General features: G+C 64.5%; 24 protein-coding genes and 1 tRNA gene. 20 read left to right on the forward strand and 5 right to left on the reverse strand.

Annotation, left to right across the window (positions count from 1 at the left end):
* Positions 1 to 690: 690 nt before the first annotated feature.
* On the forward strand, positions 691 to 1,695 hold the full coding sequence (locus CH266_RS04885) for a ParA family protein (protein WP_094714869.1): 1,005 nt from the start codon (positions 691 to 693) through the stop codon (positions 1,693 to 1,695).
* A gap of 155 nt (positions 1,696 to 1,850) precedes the next feature.
* On the opposite strand, the gene CH266_RS04890 is transcribed toward CH266_RS04885, so the two are convergent.
* From CH266_RS04890 to CH266_RS04910, 5 genes are all read right to left on the reverse strand, one after another.
* The gene (locus tag CH266_RS04890; RefSeq protein ID WP_094714870.1) at positions 1,851 to 2,438 is read right to left on the reverse strand and encodes a class I SAM-dependent DNA methyltransferase; all 588 of its coding nucleotides are present in this window, start codon (positions 2,436 to 2,438) and stop codon (positions 1,851 to 1,853) included.
* A gap of 14 nt (positions 2,439 to 2,452) precedes the next feature.
* Positions 2,453 to 3,379 carry a hypothetical protein gene (locus CH266_RS04895; RefSeq protein ID WP_094714871.1) on the reverse strand — a complete coding sequence of 309 codons (927 nt, stop codon included), beginning with the start codon at positions 3,377 to 3,379 and terminating at the stop codon, positions 2,453 to 2,455.
* Between the two features lie 60 nt (positions 3,380 to 3,439).
* A tRNA-Arg gene (locus CH266_RS04900) sits at positions 3,440 to 3,512 on the reverse strand.
* A 69-nt stretch (positions 3,513 to 3,581) separates the two neighbouring features.
* On the reverse strand, positions 3,582 to 4,298 hold the full coding sequence (locus CH266_RS04905; RefSeq protein WP_032389965.1) for a DUF305 domain-containing protein: 717 nt from the start codon (positions 4,296 to 4,298) through the stop codon (positions 3,582 to 3,584).
* Positions 4,298 to 5,221 (reverse strand): DUF3105 domain-containing protein, encoded by a 924-nt coding sequence (locus CH266_RS04910; protein WP_094714872.1) that lies wholly within the window; start codon positions 5,219 to 5,221, stop codon positions 4,298 to 4,300. Before CH266_RS04910 ends, CH266_RS04905 begins: the two co-directional genes overlap by 1 nt.
* A 232-nt stretch (positions 5,222 to 5,453) precedes the next feature.
* Here CH266_RS04910 and argS point away from each other — a divergent pair, with 232 nt between their 5' ends.
* The 19 genes from argS to CH266_RS05010 all read left to right on the forward strand — a co-directional run bounded on the left by argS (position 5,454) and on the right by CH266_RS05010 (position 25,870).
* Entirely contained in the window at positions 5,454 to 7,106 is a 1,653-nt protein-coding gene (gene argS, locus CH266_RS04915; protein WP_094714873.1) for an arginine--tRNA ligase, read from the forward strand.
* The gene (lysA, locus tag CH266_RS04920) at positions 7,103 to 8,524 is read left to right on the forward strand and encodes a diaminopimelate decarboxylase (protein WP_027497916.1); all 1,422 of its coding nucleotides are present in this window, start codon (positions 7,103 to 7,105) and stop codon (positions 8,522 to 8,524) included. Before argS ends, lysA begins: the two co-directional genes overlap by 4 nt.
* Entirely contained in the window at positions 8,521 to 9,822 is a 1,302-nt protein-coding gene (locus tag CH266_RS04925) for a homoserine dehydrogenase (RefSeq protein WP_032368776.1), read from the forward strand. The genes lysA and CH266_RS04925 overlap by 4 nt, the downstream gene beginning before the upstream one ends.
* Positions 9,819 to 10,886 (forward strand): threonine synthase, encoded by a 1,068-nt coding sequence (gene thrC / locus CH266_RS04930; protein WP_027497914.1) that lies wholly within the window; start codon positions 9,819 to 9,821, stop codon positions 10,884 to 10,886. The genes CH266_RS04925 and thrC overlap by 4 nt, the downstream gene beginning before the upstream one ends.
* Positions 10,887 to 10,905: 19 nt before the next feature.
* The gene (gene thrB / locus CH266_RS04935) at positions 10,906 to 11,838 is read left to right on the forward strand and encodes a homoserine kinase (protein WP_032365577.1); all 933 of its coding nucleotides are present in this window, start codon (positions 10,906 to 10,908) and stop codon (positions 11,836 to 11,838) included.
* 310 nt (positions 11,839 to 12,148) lie between these two features.
* On the forward strand, positions 12,149 to 14,308 hold the full coding sequence (gene rho, locus CH266_RS04940) for a transcription termination factor Rho (RefSeq protein WP_255175848.1): 2,160 nt from the start codon (positions 12,149 to 12,151) through the stop codon (positions 14,306 to 14,308).
* Positions 14,309 to 14,508: 200 nt separating this feature from the next.
* The gene (gene rpmE / locus CH266_RS04945) at positions 14,509 to 14,742 is read left to right on the forward strand and encodes a 50S ribosomal protein L31 (RefSeq protein ID WP_008715081.1); all 234 of its coding nucleotides are present in this window, start codon (positions 14,509 to 14,511) and stop codon (positions 14,740 to 14,742) included.
* Positions 14,743 to 14,838: 96 nt separating this feature from the next.
* A complete protein-coding gene (gene prfA, locus CH266_RS04950) occupies positions 14,839 to 15,915 on the forward strand; it encodes a peptide chain release factor 1 (RefSeq protein ID WP_094714875.1) in 1,077 nt (358 codons plus the stop codon).
* Positions 15,916 to 16,021: 106 nt separating this feature from the next.
* Positions 16,022 to 16,816, forward strand: a complete 795-nt coding sequence (locus CH266_RS04955) for an SHOCT domain-containing protein (protein ID WP_032383723.1) — start codon at positions 16,022 to 16,024, stop codon at positions 16,814 to 16,816.
* Between the two features lie 34 nt (positions 16,817 to 16,850).
* Complete coding sequence (prmC, locus tag CH266_RS04960) at positions 16,851 to 17,735, forward strand: peptide chain release factor N(5)-glutamine methyltransferase (RefSeq protein WP_094714876.1); 885 nt, start codon at positions 16,851 to 16,853, stop codon at positions 17,733 to 17,735.
* A 66-nt stretch (positions 17,736 to 17,801) separates the two neighbouring features.
* Positions 17,802 to 18,464 carry an L-threonylcarbamoyladenylate synthase gene (locus tag CH266_RS04965; RefSeq protein ID WP_027497908.1) on the forward strand — a complete coding sequence of 221 codons (663 nt, stop codon included), beginning with the start codon at positions 17,802 to 17,804 and terminating at the stop codon, positions 18,462 to 18,464.
* Between the two features lie 18 nt (positions 18,465 to 18,482).
* Positions 18,483 to 19,691, forward strand: a complete 1,209-nt coding sequence (locus tag CH266_RS04970; protein WP_027497907.1) for a glycosyltransferase family 4 protein — start codon at positions 18,483 to 18,485, stop codon at positions 19,689 to 19,691.
* Between the two features lie 94 nt (positions 19,692 to 19,785).
* A complete protein-coding gene (locus CH266_RS04975; protein WP_045840958.1) occupies positions 19,786 to 20,217 on the forward strand; it encodes a hypothetical protein in 432 nt (143 codons plus the stop codon).
* A gap of 305 nt (positions 20,218 to 20,522) precedes the next feature.
* A complete protein-coding gene (gene atpB / locus CH266_RS04985; RefSeq protein ID WP_441347038.1) occupies positions 20,523 to 21,383 on the forward strand; it encodes a F0F1 ATP synthase subunit A in 861 nt (286 codons plus the stop codon).
* Positions 21,384 to 21,461: 78 nt separating this feature from the next.
* Positions 21,462 to 21,701, forward strand: coding sequence for an ATP synthase F0 subunit C (locus CH266_RS04990; RefSeq protein WP_027497904.1), 240 nt, complete (start codon positions 21,462 to 21,464; stop codon positions 21,699 to 21,701).
* A 7-nt stretch (positions 21,702 to 21,708) separates the two neighbouring features.
* Positions 21,709 to 22,278, forward strand: coding sequence for a F0F1 ATP synthase subunit B (locus tag CH266_RS04995; RefSeq protein ID WP_027497903.1), 570 nt, complete (start codon positions 21,709 to 21,711; stop codon positions 22,276 to 22,278).
* 8 nt (positions 22,279 to 22,286) lie between these two features.
* Positions 22,287 to 23,114 carry a F0F1 ATP synthase subunit delta gene (locus CH266_RS05000; RefSeq protein WP_027497902.1) on the forward strand — a complete coding sequence of 276 codons (828 nt, stop codon included), beginning with the start codon at positions 22,287 to 22,289 and terminating at the stop codon, positions 23,112 to 23,114.
* Between the two features lie 88 nt (positions 23,115 to 23,202).
* A complete protein-coding gene (atpA, locus tag CH266_RS05005; RefSeq protein ID WP_032365581.1) occupies positions 23,203 to 24,846 on the forward strand; it encodes a F0F1 ATP synthase subunit alpha in 1,644 nt (547 codons plus the stop codon).
* Between the two features lie 52 nt (positions 24,847 to 24,898).
* Positions 24,899 to 25,870 (forward strand): F0F1 ATP synthase subunit gamma, encoded by a 972-nt coding sequence (locus tag CH266_RS05010; RefSeq protein WP_032383690.1) that lies wholly within the window; start codon positions 24,899 to 24,901, stop codon positions 25,868 to 25,870.
* Position 25,871: the final 1 nt, after the last annotated feature.

Genomic DNA, 25,871 nt, shown 5'->3' on the forward strand with positions numbered 1-25,871 from the left:
TTTCAATCGCCCCTTCGGGGTGAGCAAGGCATTAGCGTGTGACACGAGGACCTCTCGGTTGTCGGTGCAGTTGTGGTAACCACACCGATACCGGAGGTCTTCACCTACCTGTCGCTGCCACGCCGTCCACAACGTCCCTGCTCATTACAGCTAGAGCACCGAGAGGATGCTCGCTACATACCCCGCGACAACACCAATGAATAGTAGTGACACCCCAAGCCATCGCCGCTTCTTGCTGACGACGTACTGGGCTTGGACGAACTCGGTCAGCGCCCTGCGTTCCATGAGGCCGCTTGGTCCAAGCTGGTCCGCAATCTGATCCCTACTCGCCTCGGGAATTACTGGACCTCGGATCCGGCCACCTCCAAAACCTGGGTAGCTCCGCCCGCTATGCGCAGCGATTTGTCTCAGGTGGTTCTCCTTCGCGGCTGCGGCTTCGTCCAGTCGGACTTTGAATTGGTCAAGGTTCGTCTGAGCTTGGCGTACGTCTAAGACCACTAGGAACGCACCAGACAGCTGAAAAGAAAACGCAACGGTGTACAGAATCAGCACTACGACGTCCATAGCGAAAGTATCGCAGGAGGAGCAGTTGTGCTGAAGGGAAGACTGTTCCGCAGGTGAGAGCTTGCGACTCGCAGGCTGGGCACCAGGAACTATTGTTACCTCAGCGAGTCTGTCACGATTGTGCGCATGAAAACGATCGCGTTCTTCAATCACAAGGGTGGCGTTGGTAAGACCACAATGCTGTTCAACACGGCAATCGAGATGGCGCGCAAAGGTAAGCGAGTGCTGATGGTCGATTTGGATGCGCAGGCAAACTTGACGGCCATTAGCGTCCCCGACAGCGAGCTGGAGCGGCTATACGACCCCGCTGCGGATGCGCTGACGGTTGCTCACGCCTTCGCGCCCCTGGTCAGCGGTTCAGGAGATGTTGAGGCACCTGAGGCGATCGAAGTTCGTCAAGATCGAGTGTGGCTAGCAGCGGGTGACCTCAGGCTTTCAGAGTTCGAAGGGATTATGCCGAGCGCCTGGACAGAGTCGCTGGCGGGTAACGAGCGCGGGTTCCGTGTGACCAGTGCGCCATACCGAATGATCGAACAGCTTGGGGAGTTCGTGGAGGCGGACTACGCGTTTATCGACCTTGGGCCCAACGTGGGTGCTTTGAATCGAGCAGTGCTGCTGGGCAGCGACTTCCTGATAGTCCCGATGGCATCGGACTTGTTCTCCCTTCGAGCACTACCAAGCGTAGGTGGAAGCCTGGAGACTTGGATTGGGCAGTGGCAGACCGCTTTAACGGTAGCGCCCAAGCTGGGCTTCGACATCCCCTCGGGGAAGCCAAAGGTCCTCGGATACGTTTCGCAACAGTTCAACATCTACCGGGGTGAAGCCACTCAGGCCTTCGGCAAATGGATAGACAAAATGCCCCAGGCTATATCGGATGGTCTACTCCGGCCTCTGGCTGGGATTGATGACGGCAACGGCGCAACGCTGGCCGACCCGGCTCTCTCCGATGGGCCGTTCCTGGGAGAGTTGAAGAACTTTCACAGTCTCGTACCTCATGCGCAAACCCTTCGACAGGCTATTTTTGAGCTGCAAGCCGACGAAGTTATTAGGGGCAGCCAAATTAACCGCGCGAGAGGTAGTGAGCGGCAGTTCGCGGAACTTTGCGACAACATCATCTCACGCACCGGCTAGAAGCTTCGGAGGTACGGCGGAGGTACCAATTGCCACGCCAACACGCGCCCACGCCATTGACAGGCCCCTGGCCTGCAAAGCCGTTAACACGGGTTCGAATCGCGCCGCTCGCTCCATCATCGAGACCGGCCGGCAACGGCCGGTCTCGTTTCGTCTCAAGCGAGCAGAGCAGGCTTTCGTGCTAAGGTGACGGCCCAGTCCGCGTCGGCGCGCCAGGGCCGCAGGTCCCAGGTGGAGAATCGATGTTCGACGAAAAATCCGACGGCAGTGAGATCCTCGTGGAGTTCGTCGGCTGTGTATGCCCGGTCGGTGGCGAAGCCGGTGACGAACACTCCGCCGTCGTTCAGATGTGCCCAGATGCGTTCCAGCGCAGTGCGTTCGGTGCCGGGCTCCAGAAAAACCAACACGTTGCCGGCCGCGACAACCGCGTCGAACGTGCGATTCAACTCGAGCGTGGTCAGATCCGCGAGATGCACGTCGAGTTCGGGGTGACTACGCGCCTTCTCGACCAGAATCGGATCGAGATCCACGGCGGTGACGTGGTGGCCACGTCGCGCCAGTTCGGCACCGAGTCTGCCCGTACCGCAGCCGGCGTCGAGAATGTCCGACGCGGGGGAGACCACCGCGTCGACCATGCGGGCCTCACCGTGCAGATCCACGCCGCGTTCGGCCAGACGATCGAATCTCTCGATGTACCGGGCGGAGTCGTCGGCGGAGTTCTCGGCTTGCCAGCGCGTGGTCATACCGCCAGGGTAGGTCAGCTCGGTTCGTCGAGGGCCGACCGGGCTTCGGCCACGCTTGCCCGCGCCGCCTCGAGCGCCTCCGCCGTCGACTCTGCCTGCTCGACGCGTGCTCTCTCCGCGGCCCGCGCAGCCTTCGCTCTGGCTCTCGCGGCCTCCAGCTCGGCTTCGAGTCTCTCGACTTCTGCTGTCGCGCTGCGTCGTTCGGACGCAGCGCGCTCTGTGCCCTGGTCGGCAGCGTCGGCCGCATCGCGTGAGGCATCGAATGCGGTTTCGGCAGAGTCGAGTTCGGCAACCAGGCGATCGTGTTCGGCCTGGCGCAGCCGCTCGGCTTCGTTCTCGGCATCGGATTCCGCTGCGGACTCGGGCGCGTCATCGGCAATGTCCGGTTCGCCGTCGTCCTCGGTCTCGGTCTCGGTCTCGGTCTCAGGAGGATCCGGAACGAGTGAGAGCAGCGCGGGGCCGAAGCCGCTGTATGTCTCGGCCACCACCGTTCGGCCCGCACGAACCCGGTCGCGGATCTCCGGATCGGCCATTGCGGCATTGAGGGTGTTGGAAACCTCGCGCGCCGCGTTGTCGCCGACGGTCACGCCACGTTCGCGACCCAATGCGACGGCTCGATCGGTGAGCGCGCGTATCGAAGCGCTTCGAGCGGTGGACAACTCACGCAGTCGATGACCGTCGCCGCGTTGCTGAGCCCGTTCGAGTTCGGCACCGAGGTCGAACAACTCGGCTACCGCGGATTCGTCCTGACGAGCGAGTGTGTTCACCAACCAGGCCACGACAGTGGGTTTACGGAGTCCGCCGATACGAGTGGCACCGGACTTGTCTCCGGCCTTCTTGAATCGGGTCACGTACGCCGATCGGTGCGACACGAAGTCGGCGGGTGCCAGCGAATACAGGTCGTCGATGACGGTGTCGATATCGGGGAGATCCTCGGACATGTGAACAGTCCGTCTCGTTCGAGCAGTCGCTTCAGGGAAGTGACGTGCGTGAAAGATGTGTGCCCCCGGCAGGATTCGAACCTGCGGCCTTTCGCTCCGGAGGCGAACGCTCTATCCCCTGAGCTACGGGGGCGCACCGGCTTCGGCCGGCGTGCCTGTTGGGCTGTACGAAAGACTAGCGCATGTGCGACGGGAGTCGAAATCACCCCTCGGGCAGCGGCTGCGCCCCCTTCGCCGCGAGCATCTGCTTCATCAGAGTCGACTCACTCGTCTGAGTCGCCACCATGGACTTCGCCAGGTTGATCACCGCAGGAGACTGCGCGTGCGTCTGGGCGTATTCCATCATCGCCAGACCGCCCTCGTGGTGACGCAGCATCAGCTGCAAGAACATGACGTCGACGTCGGTTCCGGTCGCTTGGCGTAGTGCGGCGAGCTCCGCGGAGCTGGCCATGCCGGGCATGGCCCTGGTGGGATCGGAGGATCCCGGTTCCATCGACATGCCGCCCATCGAATGGCCGTGAGAGTCGTCTGCCGTCATCCAGGTCATGTAGCCGTCGGTCGAGATCGGCGCGCGGTCCCACAACGCGAGCCAACCCTGCATCTGGCCCACCTGATTCTGTTGCGAGGTGAGCATGTCGAACGCCAGGCTCTTGACGGCCTGATCGGGCGCGTTGGTCAACGCCACCGCGGCCATTTCGATGGCCTGGTTGTGGTGCACCGTCATGTCCTGGGCAAATCCGACGTCGACCGAATCTGCCGCGGGTGAGTTGTCACCGTTGCGGAACGGATTCTGCGCCAGGAAGCCCAGCGCAAATCCGATCGCTAGTACGGCGATCACGGCCAAAGCGACCAGCGCAGTGCGCTGGCTCCGCTTGGTCTCGGGGACGCCGTTGACCGAGTCGACTGTCGATTCGGTCATCAGCTCGCGGGCACCTGGAGATCGCTGGGCAGCTGTGCTCCGCCGGGCAGCTGTGCTCCGCCGGGCAGGCCGCTCGGCATTCCGCCTGCGCCGCTGGTCTCGCTGGCGTCGGGAGTGATGCCGGCGCCGTCCATCGGAACGGCGTCCGCACCCGGGGCCGAGGCGTCGAACAGCGGCGGGTTGTCGGGATCGAATGCGTTGTCACCGACTCCGGGCACGGATGCGCAGCTGGCACCGACCTCCGGGTAGGCGAATCGGTTGAGGCGCAGAGCCGAGATGAACTGACCGATGCGCTCGTCGTCGACGCTGTCGAGCTTGAGCTGGTGACCCCAGGACTGCAGCGAGACGGGGGTGTCGAGGCCCGGGTAGGGCGACATCATCATCTGCGTTTCCCCGTCGACGCGGTCGGCGAGGGACTGAATCTGGTCTTCGTTGAGGTCGTCGGGGTTGTACGTCACCCAGACCGCTCCGTGTTCGAGGGAGTGCACAGCGTTCTCGGTGCGGATGGCCTCGGGGTAGACGATGCCGGTGCAAGTGGCCCACACCGCATCGTGCGGTCCGCCGAACGGCGGCGTCTGGTCGTAGGCGACGCGTTGCGCGCGCCCGACGTGCAGGGCTGCCGGGTATTCCTTGATGGTGACGCCGTCGATTCCCGTCGACGGATCCTGATTGCTCTCGCTGGGCGCGAATTTCTGCGCCTCGGCGCGGTCCTGGTACTTGGGGTAGAGGTTGACCCCGAGGCCCACGACGAGTCCGACGACCACAACGACACCGGCAACCGTCAGCCAGGGAATCTGTCTGCCCTTGGCGGCGGGCACGCCGCCCTGCTTCTTGCGAGCTGACTTCTTGTTGGCTGCATTGATGGCTTTGTCTGCCTTCGCAGCCGACTTGTTCTGACTGCCTTTGTCGGGACCCGTTGGCATCGCTGTGGTTGCTCTCTCAGTCGAGGAAAAGTGGGTGGTCGGTGGCGCTGGTGGTACGTATCTGCTGGTGACGGCCGTGCTCGACGGTCGTCCACGCAGAGCGCCCTTACTGTACGTTCTCTGTCTGAGAGCGTGCTCAGAGCCCGTGTGGACCGCATCGGCCAGGTGGCCCCGCGCTCGGACGGGCAGTGGATGCGAGTATGCCGCACACCAGCCAATAGGATGGCTACCTGTGACTCCCGCCGATCTTGCCGAATTGCTTCACGCGACCGCCGCCAAGGTGCTTGCCGACCGCGGCCTGGACGCATCCGTTCTCCCTGCGAAGCTCACGGTCGAGCGTCCCCGCAATCCCGAGCACGGTGACTACGCCACCAACGTGGCGCTGCAGGTGGCGAAGAAGGCCGGAGCCAATCCCCGTGATTTCGCCGGCTGGCTCGCCGACGCACTTGCGGCCGACGCCGCGATCGCCAGTGCCGACGTCGCAGGCCCCGGCTTTCTGAACATCAGGCTGGCTGCCGCAGCGCAGGGCGAGATCGTTGCCCGCGTGCTGGCCGCCGGTGCCGAGTTCGGCAACGGATCTTCGATGGCAGGCAAGAAGGTCAACCTCGAGTTCGTCTCGGCCAATCCCACCGGACCGGTGCACCTCGGCGGAACCCGATGGGCTGCGGTCGGTGATGCCCTCGGACGCATCCTGACCGCGCACGGAGCCGAGGTCACTCGCGAGTACTACTTCAACGATCACGGCGCTCAGATCGATCGCTTCAGCCGGTCGCTCATCGCCGCGGCAAAGGGGGAGCCTGCGCCGGAGAACGGCTATGCGGGCGAGTACATCGCCGAGATCGCACAGCAGGTGCTGGCGAAGGAGCCCGAAGCGCTGGCGCTGGCACCCGAGGCGCAGGACGAGACCTTCCGGTCGATCGGTACCCAGCTGATGTTCGACCGCATCAAGGCGAACCTGCACGAATTCGGTGTCGATTTCGACGTCTACTTCCACGAGAACTCACTCTTCGAGTCCGGTGCCGTCGAGGTGTCGGTCGACTACCTCAAGAGCTCGGGAAGCCTGTACGAGGAAGACGGTGCGTGGTGGCTTCGGTCCACCGAGTACGGCGACGACAAGGATCGCGTCGTCATCAAGAGCGACGGTAATGCTGCCTACATCGCAGGCGACATCGCGTACTTCCAGAACAAGCGGCAGCGCGGTTTCGACCTGTGCATCTACATGCTCGGAGCAGACCACCACGGCTACATCGGTCGACTCAAGGCCGCCGCCGCTGCATTCGGCGACGACCCCGAGACCGTCGAGGTTCTGATCGGGCAGATGGTCAACCTCGTTCGAGACGGCGTCGCGGTGAAGATGAGCAAGCGGGCTGGCACCGTCATCACGCTCGACGATCTGGTCGAAGCCATCGGCGTCGACGCGTCGCGCTACGTCATGATCCGGTCGTCCGTCGACTCGAGCATCGACATCGACCTCGCCCTGTGGGCCAGCGCGAGTAACGAGAATCCGGTGTACTACGTCCAGTACGCCCACGCCCGGTTGGCATCGCTCGCGCGTAATGCCGCCGAACTGGGGATCTCGGCCGAAGATCCCGATCTGAGCCTGCTGACGCACGAGCAGGAGGGCGAGTTGATCAGGACGATCGGCGAGTACCCGCGCGTGGTCGCCAGTGCCGCCGAACTACGCGAACCACACCGGATCGCCCGCTACCTCGAAGAACTGGCGGGGGCCTACCACCGGTTCTACGGCGCGTGTCGAGTACTTCCCCAAGGAGACGAGGAGCCCGGACCTGTGAACACCGCACGACTGGCATTGGGCAACGCAACCCGGCAGGTTCTGGCCAACGGCCTCGAACTGCTCGGTGTCAGCGCACCGGAGCGCATGTGAGCGCACATCCGGCAGGGCCCAAGCACGCCGATGCCCCAGCCAAGCAGTCGATGTCCGAGCGTCCGAGCGCCGCGTCGGACATGACGACGCTTCCCGAACAGGTGTGGCCACGCAACGCGGCACGCGGCGACGACGGCACGGTTCGGCTCGCTGGGGTGTCGGTCACCGACCTCGCGGCGCAGTACGGCACCCCACTGTTCGTCGTGGACGAGGACGACTTCCGCGCACGCTGCCGCGAGATGGCCGCTGCGTTCGGGGCACCCGAACGAGTTCACTATGCCTCGAAGGCATTTCTGTGTGGAGAGATCGCTCGTTGGGTGGCCGACGAGGGTCTCTCGCTCGACATCTGCTCGGGCGGTGAGCTGGCCATCGCCCTGGCTGCCGGATTCCCGGCGGATCGAATTGCGATGCACGGCAACAACAAATCCGTTGCCGAGCTAGAGGCCGGAGTGAGTGCCGGAGTCGAGCACGTCGTTCTCGACTCCAATATCGAGATCGACCGTCTCGACGCCGTGGCCGGTTCGGCCGGTGTGGTGCAGGACGTGCTGATTCGCATCACCGTCGGCGTCGAAGCGCACACACACGAGTTCATCGCGACCGCGCACGAGGATCAGAAGTTCGGCTTCTCGCTCGCGGACGGCTCGGCGATCGAAGCCGTCCGACGAGTGTTCGCCGCAGACAACCTTCGCCTCGTGGGGCTGCACAGTCACATCGGCTCGCAGATCTTCGAGGTCGACGGTTTCGAGCTGGCTGCGCACAAAGTCATCGGGTTGCTGCGCGACATCGTCGCCGAGTTCGGCGTGGACAAGACCTCGCAGATCTCGACGCTCGATCTCGGTGGCGGCATGGGTATTTCCTACGTACCGAGTGACGATCCGCCGCCCGTCGACCAATTGGCGGCCAAGCTGGCGAGCATCGTCGAGACGGAGTCTGCCGCGGCCGGTTTGCCGGTTCCGACCATTGCCGTCGAGCCGGGTCGGGCCATCGCCGGTCCGGGCACCGTGACGCTCTACGAGGTGGGCACCGTCAAGGACGTCACCGTCGACAACGCCACTCGCAGGCGGTACATCAGCGTCGACGGCGGTATGAGCGACAACATCCGTACGTCGCTGTATCAGGCCGAGTACGACTGCCGCTTGGTTTCGCGTACCAGCGACGCCGACGCCGTGATGGCTCGCGTGGTCGGAAAGCACTGTGAGAGTGGCGATATCGTCATCAAGAACACGTGGATGCCGGCCGACGTCGGGCCCGGTGATCTGCTCGCCGTCGCAGCCACCGGCGCTTACTGCTACTCCATGTCCAGCCGCTACAACCTGCTGACGCGGCCCGCTGTGGTCGCGGTCAAGGACGGGCGTTCGCGTCTGATCCTGCGGCGGGAAACCATCGAAGATCTGCTCAGCTTGGAGGTTCAGCCATGACATCGAAGCCGATAGGCGTCGCCGTACTCGGACTCGGAAACGTCGGTAGCGAGGTCGTCCGGATCCTCACCGAGAATGCAGCGGACTTCGAGGCCAGGATTGGTGCGCCACTGGAGATTCGGGGAATCGCGGTACGTCGGATCGACGGCGATCGCGGAGTACCGGCCGAACTGCTCACCGACGACCCGGCCGAATTGGTCGGTCGCGACGACGTGGACATCGTCGTCGAGGTGCTCGGCGGTATCGACATTCCACGCAAGCTGGTGTTGTCGGCGCTCGAGAACGGCAAGTCCGTCATCACTGCGAACAAGGCCCTGCTCGCCGAATACACCGGAGAGTTGGCCGACGCGGCCGAGAAGTCGCGTGCCGACCTGTATTTCGAGGCAGCTGTCGCCGGAGCCATTCCGGTGGTGCGGCCGTTGATGCAGTCGTTGGCAGGCGACCGCGTGAACAAGGTCGCGGGCATCGTCAACGGCACCACCAACTTCATCCTGTCGGCCATGGACGAGACCGGTGCGGACTACGCCGAAACCCTCGCCGAGGCAGGGCGCTTGGGATACGCCGAGGCCGATCCGACCGCCGACGTCGAGGGCTACGACGCCGCGTCCAAGGCGGCCATCCTCGCCTCGATCGCGTTCCACACTCGGGTCACGGCCGGCGACGTCTACCGCGAGGGCATCAGCAAGATCACTGCAGACGACCTCGAGACCGCGAAGTCTCTGGACTGCACCATCAAGTTGCTGGCGATCTGCGAGCGCATCACCACGCCCAAGGGCAAGGAGCGCATCTCGGCCCGGGTCTACCCGGCACTCGTTCCGCTCGATCACCCATTGGCATCGGTGAACGGCGCATTCAACGCCGTCGTCGTCGAGGCCGAGGCCGCAGGCCGGTTGATGTTCTACGGCCAGGGTGCGGGCGGTGCGCCGACGGCGTCCGCCGTGCTCGGCGACCTGGTGATGGCCGCGCGCAACAAGTTCTACGGTGGCCGCGGCCCGCTCGAGTCCAAGTACGCCAAGCTCAAGGTGGCCCCGATGGGTGACATCCTCACCCGGTACTACGTCAGCATGCAGGTGGCCGACAAGCCCGGCGTTCTCGCTACCGTGGCCGCCGAATTCTCCAAGCGCGACGTCAGCATCTCCACCGTGCGCCAGCACGGCGCGGGTGACGGGGCCAGGCTCGTCGTGGTCACGCACCTCGCGGCCGATTCCGCACTGTCCGACACCGTTGCATCCCTCGAGCAGTTGGACGTGGTCGTCCACGTTGCCAGCGTTCTCAGATTGGAAGGCACCACAGTATGAGCGTCCACACCCCCTGGCCCGGTCTGATCGAGGCGTACCGCTCGCGTCTGGCGATCGGTCCCGACTGGAAGACCGTCACCCTGCGCGAGGGCGGCACTCCGCTGCTGCCCGCCGGGCACCTGTCCGAATTGACCGGCTGCACAGTGCACCTGAAGGTCGAGGGACTCAACCCCACCGGTTCGTTCAAGGACCGCGGCATGACCATGGCCGTCACCGACGCGCTCGCCCGTGGGCAAGAAGCAGTGCTGTGCGCGTCCACCGGCAACACCTCGGCGTCCGCTGCGGCCTACGCGGCCAAGGCCGGTATGTCCTGTGCCGTACTGGTTCCGCAGGGCAAGATCGCGATGGGCAAGCTGGCTCAGGCAGTCATGCACGGAGCGAAGATCATTCAGGTCCAGGGCAACTTCGACGACTGCCTCGAACTGGCGCGCAAGACCACGGCCGAGTTCCCGACGATCGGTCTGGTCAACTCCGTCAACCCCGTGCGTATCGAGGGGCAGAAGACCGCAGCGTTCGAGATCTGCGACGCCCTCGGCGATGCACCCGACATCCATGCTCTTCCGGTCGGCAACGCGGGCAACATCACCGCGTACTGGCGCGGGTACTCCGAGTACTTCCGCGACGGCCTCACCACCCGCAAGCCGCGCATGCTCGGCGTGCAGGCCGCGGGTGCCGCTCCTCTGGTTCACGGTGCGCCCGTGAAGGACCCGGAAACGATCGCGACCGCAATCCGGATCGGTTCACCCGCATCCTGGAACGGTGCCGTCAATGCCAAGGAAGAATCGAACGGAGCTTTCCGAGCCGCGACCGACGAGGAGATCCTCGAGGCGTACCGGTTGATCGCGAAGACCGAGGGCGTGTTCGTCGAACCGGCCTCCGCGGCCAGCGTCGCCGGACTGTTGGCGGCTCGAAAGGAAGGCTGGCTGGAGCCGGGCCTGACCGTTGTCTGCACGGTGACCGGCAACGGTCTCAAGGATCCCGACACTGCACTGTCGGGAATGCCTGTCGTGGAACCGATTTCGGTCGATCCCGTCGCTGTTGCGGCTGCGCTCGAGCTGGCCTGAGTTGACGGAATCTCCGGCAATGACGAAGACGCTTCCCATCGGGCTCACGGTGACCGCGCGGGTGCCGGCCTCCAGTGCCAACATCGGCCCCGGATTCGACAGTCTCGGAATGGCTTTGGGGTTGTACGACGAGATCGAGGTCACGACCACGGCGTCGGGCCTGTCGATCCACGTCGACGGTGAGGGTTCGGCGGACGTTCCGTGGGGACCGACGCACCTGGTCGTGCGGGCCATCGAACGGGGTCTGGAAGCGGCCGGAGTATGGGCGGATGGATTGAATGTCCACTGCCGCAACGTCATTCCGCATTCGAGAGGTCTCGGATCCTCGGCCTCGGCCGTGGTCGGCGGGCTCGCCGCGGCCAATGCACTCGCGTCGAAGGTGGACCCCGCGCTGTCGTTGTCGGACAGTCAGTTGGTGCAGTTGTCGTCCGAGTTCGAGGGGCACCCCGACAACGCGTCGGCGAGTTGCCTCGGCGGTGCCGTCGTGTCGTGGAGCGAACCGCCCAATGCCAGTGTGACGGCACGCAAGTACGCCGCCGTGCGCCTGGACGTACATCCCAGCATCAAGGTCGTCGTGCTCGTGCCGTCCGAGCGCTCCTCGACCTCGCACACACGGGGATTGCTGCCGGAGTTGGTGCCGCACCGCGACGCCGCCTTCAACGTCAGTCGCAGTGCGCTCGCCGTCGTCGCATTGACCGAGCGTCCGGATCTGCTGATGGCTGCCACCGAGGATCTACTGCATCAGGGCCAGCGGGCACAGGCGCTGCCCGACACCACCCGGTGGATCGCGACTTTGCGCGCCCGCTCGATCGCCGCAGTGGTGTCGGGAGCAGGCCCTACCGTCATGGCCCTGTGCACCGAAGAATTCCCGGCCGATCTGCGCGACGCTGCGCTGGCCGAGGGATGGCGAGTTCTCGACCTCGAGGTGGCCGACGGAGTCACTGTCGCATGAGCGACACCGAATAGGGTTCTTGCCGAGCGAGGACAACGACGCTATGGTGAACCCTGTCCGTACATCGTGCGCTTCAGACGCCGGTTTCGTCAGGGCAATCAGGTCACTGTATTCGGGGGAGTTCAGAACGTCCGAGTGATGTGACGCTCCTGGCTCGGTCCTTCCCGTAGTTCGCTGCGGTCTCGGACCGATGGTGTCGTCGGCGGAGTGCGTCGAACATGAACGGCAATATCCGAGTTCGGCAGAAAGCCGAGCTGCGGAACGAACCCTCGGCTGCGCATCGAGCGAGCGAGGGAAGGAAAGGACCTCCGTGACCGATACGGAACTCATCTCTGCGCCCGAAACGTCACGCCGTCGCGCCGGCCTGTCCGGAATGGTTCTCACCGAGCTGCGCAGCCTCGCTGGCGAACTCGGCATCAAGAGCATCTCCGGCATGCGCAAGGGCGATCTGATCGCGGCCATCACCGAGCGTCAATCGGGCACCGCGCCGGCCAAGTCCGCTGCGCCGAAGTCCGATGCGCCGAAGAGCGATGCACCGAAGGCCGACGCTCCCAAGGCTCGACGCGCTGCTGCGTCGGCACCGGTTGCCGACGAACGACCCGCAGTCGACACTGCTCCCGAGCCTGCGACGGCTGCCGACACGTCGGACGCAGCACCCGAGGCCGGACGTCGCACCCGGGGCCGCCGCGCCGCGGGTCGCCGCGCAGGTGCGCCCGACCAGTTGCCACTGGACGGCAGCGGCGACACGGCCGCATCGGCCCCCGCTACCGCGGAGTCGACCGCTGCAGCGGAGACCACCGACAAGCAGGACGGTTCCGGCGAGAACGCCGCAGCGGAGCGCCCACGTCGTAGCCGCGGCGAGCGCAACCGCCAGGACGGTGCCGAGCGCGAACCGCGTGACACCGACAACGGCAACCGCAACCAGGGCGACCGCAACCAGGGCGACCGCAACCAGGGCGACCGCAACCAGGGGGACCGGGACGGCGGCAATCGCGACAATGCGGGCCGCAACCAGGGCGACCGGGACAACTCGAACCGCGACTCCAACCGTGAGAACGGCAACCGCAATCAGAACGACCGTGGCGGACGCAATCGCAATCAAGGCGACGGCCGCAACGACAACCGCAACGACAACCGAAACGACAATCGCAACGAGGACCGCAACAACGGCCCGCGCGACAACCGTGACAACAACCAGGACGACGACGGCGAAGGCCGCGGTCGCAGGGGTCGACGGTTCCGTGAGCGTCGTCGTGGACGCGACCGCGGCGAGGGCAACGAGGGCGGCGGCGGTCGCGAGCGCGACACCGAGATCCGCGAGGACGATGTTCTCCAGCCGGTAGCCGGCATTCTCGACGTTCTCGACAACTACGCGTTCGTTCGGACCTCGGGTTACCTGGCCGGACCGAACGACGTCTACGTGTCGATGAACCTGGTGCGCAAGAACGGCCTTCGCCGCGGCGACGCCGTCACCGGTGCCGTTCGGGTGGCGCGTGAAGGTGAGCAGTCGGGTCAGCGTCAGAAGTTCAACCCGCTGGTGCGTCTGGATACCGTCAACGGGGGAGAGGTCGAGGCCGCGCGCAAGCGTCCGGAGTTCGGCAAGCTCACCCCGCTGTACCCCAACCAGCGGCTGCGCCTCGAGACCCAGCAGAACATCCTGACCACGCGCATCATCGACCTGGTGATGCCCATCGGTAAGGGGCAGCGCGCGTTGATCGTCAGCCCCCCAAAGGCCGGTAAGACGAGCGTTCTGCAGGCCATCGCCAACGCGATCGCCATCAACAACCCCGAGTGCTACCTGATGGTCATCCTCGTCGACGAGCGTCCCGAGGAAGTGACCGACATGCAGCGCTCGGTCAAGGGCGAAGTCATCGCTTCGACCTTCGACCGCCCGCCGGGCGACCACACCGCGGTCGCCGAGCTGGCGATCGAGCGTGCCAAGCGCCTGGTCGAGGCCGGCCAGGACGTGGTTGTCCTGCTCGACTCGATCACTCGACTCGGCCGCGCGTACAACAACAGTTCGCCTGCCTCGGGCCGCATCCTCTCCGGTGGTGTCGACTCGACCGCGCTGTACCCGCCCAAGCGATTCCTCGGCGCGGCACGAAACATCGAGCACGGTGGATCGCTGACGATCATCGCCACGGCCATGGTCGAGACCGGATCCACCGGCGACACCGTGATCTTCGAGGAGTTCAAGGGCACCGGCAACGCCGAGCTCAAGCTCGATCGCAAGATCGCCGAGCGCCGGGTGTTCCCGGCGGTGGACATCAACCCGTCCAGCACCCGTCACGACGAGCTTCTTCTCGCTCCGGACGAGGCGGCCGTGGTGCACAAGCTGCGTCGCGTGTTGTCCGGTCTCGACTCGCATCAGGCCATCGACCTGCTGGTCGATCGCCTGAAGAAGAGCAAGAACAACCTCGAATTCCTGATGGAAGTGTCGAAGACAGCTCCCGGCGGCATCAACGATTGATCCCGTGTTCCCCGGGTCCGAGGGTCCGGGGAACAAGAGGGCAGGTGCCCGCGTTGTAAGCATCTGTCGGCACAGAAGTACCGACGATTAGCAGGGCAGATACACGCTCTGGCATAATCAACGGCCGAGTCCGGTTCCGGTTCACGTCTTCGATCAGCGAAGGCGACCCGGCGACCATTACAAAGAACGGTAAGGACACCATGAAGGCAGGAATTCACCCCGACTACACACTGACGACAGTCGTCTGTGGTTGCGGCAATACTTTCGAGACCCGAAGCACCACCGACAAAGAGCGCATCAGCGTCGAGGTCTGCTCGCAGTGCCACCCCTTCTACACCGGCAAGCAGAAGATTCTCGACACCGGCGGCCGCGTCGCTCGCTTCGAGGCTCGCTACGGCAAGCGCGCCGGCAAGAAGGCCGACGCAGACAGCTAGCTGTTTCGCCGACGCCCGTCCTGTGAACTACAGGGCGGGCGTCGGCTTTTTTGTGTCCACACCCGGTTTCACCCGTTCGGAGAGTGAGTCGTCACCATGGCGAGAACAGACAAGCCTTCGGCCATCGACGACATCCTCGCCGAACACTCCGGCCTCGAGCAGCAACTGGCCGACCCCGCCCTGCACAACGACCCGTCCGCAGCGCGCAGGGCAGGCAAGAGGTTCGCCGAGCTGGCACCGATCATGTCGGCGCACACCAAGTTGACCGCCGCTCAGGACGACCTCGAAGCCGCACGTGAACTCGCCGCCGACGATTCGTCGTTCGCCGCAGAGATTCCCGAGCTCGAGGCAACGGTTCTGCACCTGGAACAGACGCTGACCGATCTGCTGGCACCACGCGACCCGCACGACGGCGACGACATCGTGATGGAGGTCAAGTCGGGTGAGGGCGGCGAGGAATCGGCGCTCTTCGCGGCCGACCTGGCGCGGATGTACGTGCGCTACGCCGAACGCCGCGGCTGGCGAGTCGAGGTTCTCGACGCGAACGTCTCGGACCTGGGTGGCTACAAGGACGCGACGTTGTCGATCAAGACCAAGGATCCGCTCGACGGCGTCTGGGCGCGGCTGAAGTTCGAGGGTGGCGTCCATCGCGTGCAGCGGGTGCCGGTCACCGAATCGCAGGGACGCGTGCATACCTCCGCGGCCGGCATTCTGGTGTATCCGGAGCCCGACGAGGTCGAGGAAGTGCAGATCGACGAAACCGATCTGCGCATCGACGTCTATCGCTCGTCCGGCAAGGGCGGTCAGGGTGTCAACACCACCGACTCCGCTGTCCGCATCACCCATTTGCCCACCGGCATCGTCGTCACCTGTCAGAACGAGCGATCGCAGTTGCAGAACAAGGCGCGTGCGATGCAGGTGCTCGCGGCGCGTCTGCAGGCGGCCGCTGAGGAAGTAGCCAACGAAGAGGCCTCGGCCGGCCGGGCCAGCCAGGTGCGTACCGTCGACCGCTCGGAGCGGATCAGGACGTACAACTACCCCGAGAATCGCATCACCGATCACCGCATCGGATTCAAAGCGCACAACCTCGACGCTCTGCTCGACGGTGACATGGACGCACTGCTCGACGCGCTCGCCAAGGCAGACCGCGACGCACGTATGCAAGCAGAGTAATTGCGGGACAACCGTTTTCGGTTCTCACGCTGCTGATCGAACGAATCTCGAGCTACCCTGGCGATCGGATTCGACCCGCCCGCGCGCCACGAAAGGCACACCCGAGATGAATCAGGCCTTGACCCCCGCAGGCGAGAACGCCGTCACCGAACTCGCCTCCCGCTACGGGGTGTCCACCGACGCCGTCCGCACCATGCTCGACGCCGTCAACAACGGCCGCGGCACCATGGCGCAGTTCAACATTCCCGAGCTCGGCGGCAGTGGGCAGTGGATGCGCGGCGGTATGACGATGGTGGGCAACATGTTCGATCACGGCCTGAAGAGTCGGGTCGACGGTTTGTGCCGCGATCTGTCCGCGGTGTTGGCGCAGCATCAGGTCTATCCGCCGAGAGATGCCGGTACGGGATCGTTCGGCGGCACTTCCTTCGGCGGGGGATCGTGGTGGCCGTCGGATCTGGGTTCGCCGAGTTCGAGCGGTGGCCAGAACGGATCGCAGTATGCGGTGTTTCCAGCATCTCGTCGCCTCGCTGTCCTCGTGGGAGGGGAATTGGCGGTGTACGACACCCTCGATCACTCCATCGGCGGAGTGCAACAGCAGCAGGGTGGGGGTCCGGGTTCGGTGGAGTTCACCAGCCAGTACGGCACGTTCACCGCGGCAAGTCTGCCGCGCGTCGACCAACGGTCCGCCGACGCGCCACCGCAGAACATGCCCTCCTCGCAGCAGCCGCAGCCGGCGGCACAGAACTTCGCGTCTGCGCAGTCGGGTTCACCTGCTCACACCGGTGTCGACATCTCGGACATCACCGCTGCGATCGAGGCGCTCGCCGGTCTGCATGCGAAGGGATTTCTGACCGACGACGAGTTCTTCGCAAAGAAGTCGGAGCTGCTGGGGCGGCTGTGAGTCCGGTGTCGGACCGCCGTGGCAGTCTGTAGAAGTGAGCCGCAAGCCGTTACGCCTAGCCATCCTCGAAGCGACGTCGATGCTCGAGGCCGCCGGTGTGCCGAGCCCTCGGGTGGATGCGGAGCTACTCGCCGCGCACCTCGTCGGAGTCGAACGCGGTCGGCTGGGGTTGGTGCCGTTGGTGGAGCCCGAGCTCGTCGAGGCGTACTTCCGAACAGTCGAGCAGCGCGCGAAACGTATTCCCCTGCAATACATCACGGGAACGACGTCCTTGGGAAATATCGATGTCGAGGTGGGCCCCGGGGTGTTCGTTCCACGTCCTGAAACCGAATTGCTGTTGGCGTGGGCGCTCGCTTTTCTCGAGAACGTCGGCCATCACCCGCCCGTGGTGCTGGACCTGTGCACGGGGTCGGGCGCGCTGGCGCTGGCCATCGCGAACGCACGCCCGGATGCCGTCGTGCACGCCGTCGAGCTCGATCCGTCGGCGTTGGCGTGGGCCCGGCGCAACGCGGATCTGCGTGCCGACCAGGGTGATTCGCCGATCACGTTGCATCACGGAGACGTCACTTCTCGGGAGCTGTTGACCGACCTCGACGGCTCGGTGGACATGATCGTCGCGAACCCGCCGTACATTCCGGACGGGGCGGAGCTCGATCCGGAGGTACTCGACCACGATCCGCACATCGCGCTCTTCGGCGGCGAGGACGGGTTGTCGGTCATCGAGCCGATGATCGGCAACATCGCGCGGTGGCTGCGTGTCGGCGGCGGAGTCGCCATCGAACACGACGACTCGAACGGGGAGGGCGTCGCTGCCCTGTTGTCTCGGCGACGAGTCTTCACCCAGGTCACCGAGCATCCGGACCTGGCCGGCCGACCCCGCTTCGTCGTGGCGGCACGGGCGACGCCGCCCTCTGCCTGAGCGGCAAGGCGGCAAGCCGGCGGCACCTGACATCACTTCGTTACCGAAGGTGGAAGGATAGGCGGAGTGAGTACCGTCTACGACTGCCGTGAAGCCGATGCGCGGGCTGCCGGATTGACCGCAGCGCGCGGTGCCCTCAAATCCGGTCGACTCGTCGTGATGCCCACCGACACGCTCTACGGGATCGCCGCCGACGCGTTCGACGGCAGCGCGGTCACCGACCTGCTGCGCGCCAAGGGGCGGGGACGCGATATGCCGGTCCCGGTCCTCGTCGGTTCGTGGAACACGATCGACGGCCTGGTGCAGAGCGTCCGGCCGCGGACCCGAGACCTGATTCGAGCCTTCTGGCCCGGTGCATTGAGCATCGTGGTCCAGCAGGCACCGTCGCTGGCGTGGGATCTGGGTGATGCTCAGGGAACCGTCATGCTCCGGATGCCGCTGCACCCGGTCGCGCTCGAGCTCCTTCGTGAAGTCGGTCCGCTGGCGGTGTCCAGTGCGAATATTTCGGGAAGTCCGCCCGCCACCACGGTGACGCAGGCGCGAGAACAACTCGGTGGATCTGCAGCGGTTTATCTCGACGGGGGGCCGGCCGACCACGCGGTAGCTTCCACCATCGTGGACCTGACCGGTGAGCACGCACGAATCCTGCGGGTCGGTGCCATTCCCACGGAGCAGATTGCCGAGGTTCTCGGTGTCACCGCCGAAAGCCTGGTCCCAGGAGCGTCCTGACATGCCCGTCCGTTCCGCATGAGCGTCGAGGTGCTTGCCCAGTCGAATCTGGGCGCAGGCGTTCCGATCCGCGAGCTGCTGCTTGTTTTCCTGACGGCCGCTGTCGTCACGTTCTTCGCCACCGGTGGCGTTCGAGTGGCCGCGATCAAGTTCGGCGCAGTCGCCATTCCTCGTGATCGTGACGTCCACGTACAGGCCACCCCCCGACTCGGGGGAGTGGGCATCTACGCCGGCATGCTCGCTGCGCTGCTGTTCGCCTCGCAGCTGCCCGCGTTGGCCCGCGGATTCGATGTCGCCTACAACCGCGACATTCCGGCTGCGCTGGTCGCAGGCTTCGTGATCGTGTTGGTCGGCGTCATCGACGACCGTTGGGGTCTGGACGCACTGACGAAGTTCGTCGGCCAGGTGACGGCGGCCGGCGTCCTGGTCATCATGGGTGTGAGCTGGGTCGTGCTCTACCAGCCCTGGGGCGGCGAGCCCGGCCAACCGGGCAGCACCCTGGTGCTCGACCAACTTCAGGCCGGACTGGTGACCGTTCTGATCACCGTCGTCATCGTCAACGCGATGAACTTCGTCGACGGCCTCGACGGGCTCGCAGCCGGACTCGGCCTCATTTCGTCGGTCGCGATCTGCATCTTTTCGGTGGGCCTGCTGCAGGAACAGGGAGGCGACGTCGGCGTCTACCCACCTGCCTTGATCGCGGCGGCGCTGGCCGGTGCCTGCCTGGGATTTCTGCCGCACAATTTCCAACCGGCGCGCATCTTCATGGGCGATTCGGGGTCCATGTTGATCGGGCTGACGCTGGCCACGATCTCGACGAGTGCCTCGGGGCGCATTCCGTTGACGGCCTACGGTCCACGCGATCTGCTGGGTCTGTTGTCGCCGCTCCTGTTGGTCGGTGCCGTGATGCTCATTCCGATACTCGATCTGTTGCTCGCCGTCGTTCGCCGCACTCGGGCCGGGCGAAGTCCGTTCAGCCCCGACAAGATGCATCTCCATCACCGACTCCTGCAGATCGGCCACTCGCATCGACGGGTGGTCCTGGTGATCTACCTCTGGGTCGGTGTGCTCGCGTTCGGTGCGGTCGGATCCTCGCTTCTCGACCGGCGCATCGTGGTGCTCCTCGTCGCTGCCGGTCTGGTGTTCGCGCTCGTCGTCACGGCTGTGCCCACTCTGCGGGTGGATCGATCGCCCGGATCCGAACGCCGGGGCGTCCGACGCCGCTGATCGGCTCGGTGGTTCTTCGGTCGTGTCCCGGCTGGTGCCGGCCACCGGGTGCCACTGGGTACTCTCGACAACTGTGACCTTCACCCCGCAGCCCATGCCCGACCAATTCGCACCGCTTCGTGCCGCGGTCCGCTACGGCCTCATCGGCCTGGTGGTGCTGACGGTGGTGAGCGTGGGGATTTCGGTTGCTGCTGCGGGAACTCCAGGATTGTGGGGATCGATCATCGGAGTGGCCATCGGGGGCGGGTTCGTCATCACGACCGCGCTGTCGGTGGCTCTGACCACGCGTTTTCCCGCGTCGGCCGTCGGAGCGCTGTTGCTCGGTGGGTGGTTGGTCAAGATGGTCATCGCGCTGATCGTGCTCGTGGCACTCAAGGATGCGGACTTCTACAACCGGTATTCGCTCGGGCTGACCATTCTGGGGGCTCTGGTGGTGGTCCTGGGCGCGGAGGTGTTCGGTGTCGTCAAGACGAAGGTGGGCTACGTCGACAGCGTTCCTGCCGACGGAAACCCCGACAAGTCGTAGTACGACAAGCTGTCGTAATCGGTTAAGCTGAGGGCCGCCTACACAACGTCGTAGTTCTGTTGATAAAGTTTGCATCAAGCGATGGGCAAGACCGGGACGAAAGAGACTTTTTCCCCGGACTGGACCCCCGCAGGTAACCATCAGCGTGAGCTTCCTTACAGTAGGCCCGGAGTCACAGACTTCGGCAACGTAGGGTTTCGCCCTGAGAGTTGCCGAGTCGACGTGAGTCGCCGACACCCGACAGACGCTTGGCCGATGAAGACCGGGCCTCAGCCTCTGACGATTGCGAGCCGATTTTCGTCGACTTGATAGATCGTCATTGTCCGATCGAACCGCAGCCGTACTCGGTTGCGGCCCGAACACGGGAGAGACCGCTGAGCGTCACCACTCTGGCTGCGGAGTTCCATCCGCCGTCACTATCCGATTTCTTTCCTCCCGCGGTGCTGTTCGAGGGAACCCCGTTCGAGCTCGACCGGCTGATGCTCATCCGCATCCTGATGTCGGCTCTGCTGATCGTCTTCATGCTGATCGCTCTGCGCAGCCCCAAGATCGTTCCTCGCGGAATTCAGAACGTCGCCGAGATCGCTCTCGACTTCGTCCGGATCCACGTGGCCGAGGATGTCCTCGGCAAGGAACAGGGACGCCGCTTCCTGCCCGTCATCATGACGATCTTCTTCACGGTCTTCGCGGTGAATCTCAGCGCGGTCATACCGTTCCTGAACATCTCTGCCAACGCCCGCATCGGTCTGCCGATCGTGTTGGCCGCAGTGGCGTACATCGCGTTCGTCTACGCCGGTGTGAAGAAGTTCGGTGCAGCCAAGTTCGTCAAGGGCACGATCGTGATCCCGGGTATTCCGAAGGCCATGCACGTGCTGCTGATCCCGCTCGAGTTCATCTCGAACTTCGTGCTTCGCCCGTTCACGTTGACGGTGCGTCTGCTGGCCAACATGCTCGCCGGTCACATCATGCTCGTGCTGTTCTTCAGCGCCACGCAGTTCTTCCTCTTCGAGGCCTCTGCCGGCCTGAAGATCTTCGCCGCACCCTCGCTGATCATGGGCTTCCTGTTCACGATGTTCGAGATGCTCGTGATCTTCCTGCAGGCATACATCTTCGCGCTGCTGACGGCGATCTACATCGATCTGTCGCTGCACGCCGACTCGCACTGACCGACCAACAGACCGAACTAGCTACACCGCCACCTCCGACACCCGGATGTGGACCGAAGAAAGGGAACGGAAAACCGAATGAGCCTTGAAGTTCTGGCCCAGGCGCAGGAAATCACCGCAAACGGATACGGCGCCATCGGCTACGGCCTCGCAGCGATCGGTGGTGGCATCGGCCTCGGCCTCGTCGTCGCCAAGAACATGGAAGCAACCGCTCGCCAGCCCGAGCTGGCCGGTCAGCTCCGTACGACCATGTTCCTCGGCATTGCATTCACCGAGTCCCTCGCCCTGATCGGCCTCGTCGCCGGCTTCATTCTCTGAGAGCGCGATGACAAACGCGATAACGCTGCTCGCAGCCGGGGCGGAGGGGGAGGAATCCCAGAACCCGCTGCTGCCCGCAACATACGACATCGTTTGGTCGATCGTCTGTGTCGTGATCATCGGCTTCCTGTTCTGGAAGTACGTCGTACCGCGTTTCCAGACGGTCCTCTCCGAGCGTTCCGAGCTCATCGAAGGCGGAATCAAGAAGGCCGAGCAGGCACAGGCAGAGGCGAAGGCTGCTCTCGAGCAGTACCACGCTCAGCTCGCCGACGCCCGTTCCGAGGCTGCGCAGATCCGCGAGGAAGCGCGCACCCAGGGGCAGGCGATTCTCGCCGAGATGAAGGAAAAGGCGCAGGAAGAGAGCGATCGGATCGTGGCCGCAGGCCACAGTCAGCTCGTTGCTCAGCGTCAGCAGATCGTCACCGAACTTCGTGGCGACCTCGGACGTACGGCCGTCGAACTCGCCGAGAAGGTCATCGGAGAGCAGCTCTCCGATGACGCGAAGCGTTCCAGTTCGATCGATCGCTTCCTCAACGAGCTGGATTCCGTCACCGCGGACTCCGCATCAGGAAAGTGAGTCGAACCATGTACGCAACTTCTCGTGAGGCGCTCGCCCGCACACGGTCGGTCGCCCACGAAGCTCTGGGGTCCGCGTCGGGCGGCGAGGCAACGGCCGTCGCCGCTCAGACCGGTGCCGAGTTGTTCGCCGTCGTCGAGACTCTCGACGCGCAGCGCACGTTGCGTACCGCTCTCGCCGACTCCTCGGTCGAGGGCGATCGACGAAGCGCTCTGGCCGGAGAGGTCTTCTCCGGCCAGGTGTCGAGCGCAACGGCGACCATCGTCAAGGCTGCGGCCGGCGAAAGCTGGTCCACCGCCCGTGACCTGCTGAACTCGCTGGTCGAGCTGGGACGCGAAGCTCTGCTCCGCGCTGCTGCCGATCAGGACCAGCTGGACACGGTCGAGGACGAGCTGTTCCGGCTCGGCCGCATCGTGGCTGCCAACCCGCAGCTCGAGCAGGCATTGTCGGATCGCTCCAAGCCGGCACAGGCCAAGCGCGAACTGCTGGGTCGTCTGCTCTACGGCAAGGTCACCGCGGTCACCGAGGCGCTCGCGGTGCAGGCCGTCACGCGTCCACGGAAGGCGGCACCCGCCGACGTTCTGAACGGACTGGCAGATCTGGCCGCCGAACAGCGCGACCGCGCAGTTGCACACGTACGCAGCGCAGCCCCACTGAGCGACAGTCAGCTCGAAAAGCTGACCGCAACCTTGACCCGCACGTACGGCAAGCAGGTCACGGTGCACGTAGAGGTCGATACCGAACTGCTCAGCGGACTTGTCGTTCGTATCGGCGACGAGGTCATCGACGGTAGCGGGGCAGGCCGCCTCGCTGCATTGCGAAAGACGCTCAAATAGTCCGACACGGACACAGTAACGAGAAGAATTGCCTCGGCATTCGAGGCTTTTCATACCGCGATCATTCGAAGGAAGAGCAGGAAACACTATGGCGGAGCTGACGATCTCCTCCGACGAGATCCGTAGCGCGATCGATAACTTCACCGCGAGCTACTCACCGGAGTCTTCCCGCGAGGAGGTCGGCACGGTTACGGACACGAGCGACGGAATCGCTCACGTGTCCGGATTGCCGTCGGCGATGTCCAACGAACTCCTGGAGTTCCCGGGCGGAGTCCTCGGTGTCGCGTTGAACCTGGATGCCACCGAAATCGGTGCCGTCATCCTCGGTGACTACGAGCACATCGAAGAAGGCCAGGAAGTCAAGCGCACCGGAGACGTGCTGTCGGTCCCCGTGGGCGACGGCTACCTCGGTCGCGTCGTGGACCCGCTGGGCAAGCCCATCGACGGCCTCGGCGACATCGAGTCCTCCGAGACCCGCGCCCTCGAATTGCAGGCTGCCTCGGTGCTCGAGCGCCAGCCCGTCGAGGAGCCGCTGCAGACCGGCATCAAGGCGATCGACGCCATGACCCCGATCGGCCGCGGCCAGCGTCAGCTCATCATCGGCGACCGCAAGACCGGCAAGACTGCAGTCTGCATCGACGCGATCCTGAACCAGAAGGCGAACTGGGAGAGCGGCGACGACAAGAAGCAGGTTCGCTGCATCTACGTCGCCATCGGCCAGAAGGGCTCCACGATCGCAGGCGTCAAGGCTGCACTCGAAGAGCAGGGCGCACTCGAATACACCACCATCGTCGCCGCACCCGCGTCCGACTCGGCCGGATTCAAGTGGCTCGCTCCGTACACCGGCTCGGCCATCGGCCAGCACTGGATGTACCAGGGCAAGCACGTCCTCATCGTGTTCGACGACCTGACCAAGCAGGCCGAGGCCTACCGCGCGATTTCGCTGCTGCTGCGTCGCCCGCCGGGCCGCGAGGCATACCCCGGTGACGTCTTCTACTTGCACTCCCGCCTGCTGGAGCGTTCGGCGAAGCTGTCCGACGAGCTCGGTGGCGGATCGTTGACGGCACTGCCGATCATCGAGACCAAGGCCAACGACGTCTCCGCGTACATCCCGACCAACGTCATCTCCATCACCGACGGCCAGGTCTTCCTGGAATCGGACCTCTTCAACAAGGGCGTCCGTCCCGCCATCAATGTCGGTATCTCGGTTTCCCGAGTCGGCGGCGCTGCGCAGACCAAGGGCATGAAGAAGGTCTCCGGATCCCTTCGTCTCGAGCTTGCTCAGTTCCGTGAGCTCGAAGCCTTCTCGGCGTTCGCGTCCGACCTCGATGCGGCGTCCAAGGCGCAGCTCGAGCGCGGCGCTCGCCTGGTCGAGCTGCTCAAGCAGGATCAGTACGCACCGGTTGCCGTCGAAGACCAGATCGTCTCGATCTGGCTCGCAGGCCAGGGCACGTACGACTCCGTTCCGGTCGGCGATGTTCGCCGCTTCGAGACCGAGCTGCTCGAAGATCTGCACCGCAACGCAAGCGGCGTCTACGACAGCATTGCCGGTGGCAAGGCTCTCGACGACGACAACCAGAAGGCACTGACCGAAGCGACCGAGAAGTTCAAGGCCGGCTTCGTGGACTCGGACGGCAACCGCGTCGTCAACGAGGCCGAGGCAGACACTCTGAACGCCGACGAGGTCAGCCAGGAGCAGGTCAACGTCACCCGCAAGACAGTCAGCAAGTAGGCCGGCGATGACAGGTGACATGACGAGCACAGAAGGGAGCGTGAACAGCTAGATGGCAAGCATTCTCGAGCTTCGCTCCCGTATCAAGTCGGTCAACTCGACGAAGAAGATCACCAAAGCGCAAGAGTTGATCGCAACTTCGCGAATCACCAAGGCGCAGGCCCGCGTTGCCGCATCGAAGCCGTACGCGGAAGAGATCACGAAGGTGCTCTCCGCGCTGGCGAGTGCATCGAGCTCGCTCGATCACCCGTTGCTCAACGAGCGACCAGAGCCCAAGCGTGCCGCAGTCCTGGTCGTGACCAGTGACCGCGGTATGTGCGGTGGCTACAACTCCAACGTCCTCAAGGAAACGGAGGAGCTCTTCCAGCTCCTGCGCTCCGAGGGCAAGGACCCGGTCATCTACGTGCTCGGCGCAAAAGGCTTGGGCTACTACACGTTCCGTGAGCGGGACGTGAAGGGTGCCTGGACGGGCTTCTCGCAGGAACCCGGATACGCCGATGCAGCGAAGGCCAGTAAGCATCTGGTCGAGCTGTTCATGGCGGGTTCGGGCACCGAGGTGGAGGCTCCCAACGGTGAAGGCACCGTCGAGGGCGTGGACGAGTTGCACATCGTCTACACCCGCTTCGTGTCGATGCTCACGCAGAAGCCCGAAGTTCGCCGGATGGCACCACTCGAAATCTCGTACACCGACGAGGAATTCGAGATGGGTGCGGACGCGTTGACCGACTCACCGACCGCGGATGTGCAGGCACAGTACGAGTTCGAGCCGGAGGCAGGCACTCTGCTCTCGGCGCTGCTGCCCAAGTACATCAGCACCAGGATCTATGCGTCGTTGCTCGATGCAGCAGCGTCGGAGTCCGCGGCGCGTCGTACCGCCATGAAGGCAGCGACGGACAACGCGAACGAATTGGTCGAGACCTTGAGCCGTCAGGCCAACCAGGCTCGGCAGGCCCAGATCACCCAGGAAATCAGCGAAATCGTCGGTGGCGCCAACGCGTTGGCCGACAGCGCAGGAAGTGACTAAG

Source organism: Rhodococcus sp. 06-1474-1B (genome assembly GCF_002258885.1).
GTDB lineage: Bacteria > Actinomycetota > Actinomycetes > Mycobacteriales > Mycobacteriaceae > Rhodococcoides > Rhodococcoides fascians.

Coding starts and splice junctions, on each gene's coding strand:
- CH266_RS04885 (WP_094714869.1), top strand. CDS start 691: ATGAAAACGATCGCGTTCTTCAATCACAAGGGTGGCGTTGGTAAGACC.
- CH266_RS04890 (WP_094714870.1), bottom strand. CDS start 2,438: ATGACCACGCGCTGGCAAGCCGAGAACTCCGCCGACGACTCCGCCCGG.
- CH266_RS04895 (WP_094714871.1), bottom strand. CDS start 3,379: ATGTCCGAGGATCTCCCCGATATCGACACCGTCATCGACGACCTGTAT.
- CH266_RS04905 (WP_032389965.1), bottom strand. CDS start 4,298: ATGACCGAATCGACAGTCGACTCGGTCAACGGCGTCCCCGAGACCAAG.
- CH266_RS04910 (WP_094714872.1), bottom strand. CDS start 5,221: ATGCCAACGGGTCCCGACAAAGGCAGTCAGAACAAGTCGGCTGCGAAG.
- CH266_RS04925 (WP_032368776.1), top strand. CDS start 8,521: ATGACATCGAAGCCGATAGGCGTCGCCGTACTCGGACTCGGAAACGTC.
- thrC (WP_027497914.1), top strand. CDS start 9,819: ATGAGCGTCCACACCCCCTGGCCCGGTCTGATCGAGGCGTACCGCTCG.
- thrB (WP_032365577.1), top strand. CDS start 10,906: ATGACGAAGACGCTTCCCATCGGGCTCACGGTGACCGCGCGGGTGCCG.
- rpmE (WP_008715081.1), top strand. CDS start 14,509: ATGAAGGCAGGAATTCACCCCGACTACACACTGACGACAGTCGTCTGT.
- prfA (WP_094714875.1), top strand. CDS start 14,839: ATGGCGAGAACAGACAAGCCTTCGGCCATCGACGACATCCTCGCCGAA.
- CH266_RS04955 (WP_032383723.1), top strand. CDS start 16,022: ATGAATCAGGCCTTGACCCCCGCAGGCGAGAACGCCGTCACCGAACTC.
- CH266_RS04970 (WP_027497907.1), top strand. CDS start 18,483: ATGAGCGTCGAGGTGCTTGCCCAGTCGAATCTGGGCGCAGGCGTTCCG.
- CH266_RS04975 (WP_045840958.1), top strand. CDS start 19,786: ATGCCCGACCAATTCGCACCGCTTCGTGCCGCGGTCCGCTACGGCCTC.
- CH266_RS04990 (WP_027497904.1), top strand. CDS start 21,462: ATGAGCCTTGAAGTTCTGGCCCAGGCGCAGGAAATCACCGCAAACGGA.
- CH266_RS04995 (WP_027497903.1), top strand. CDS start 21,709: ATGACAAACGCGATAACGCTGCTCGCAGCCGGGGCGGAGGGGGAGGAA.
- CH266_RS05000 (WP_027497902.1), top strand. CDS start 22,287: ATGTACGCAACTTCTCGTGAGGCGCTCGCCCGCACACGGTCGGTCGCC.
- atpA (WP_032365581.1), top strand. CDS start 23,203: ATGGCGGAGCTGACGATCTCCTCCGACGAGATCCGTAGCGCGATCGAT.
- CH266_RS05010 (WP_032383690.1), top strand. CDS start 24,899: ATGGCAAGCATTCTCGAGCTTCGCTCCCGTATCAAGTCGGTCAACTCG.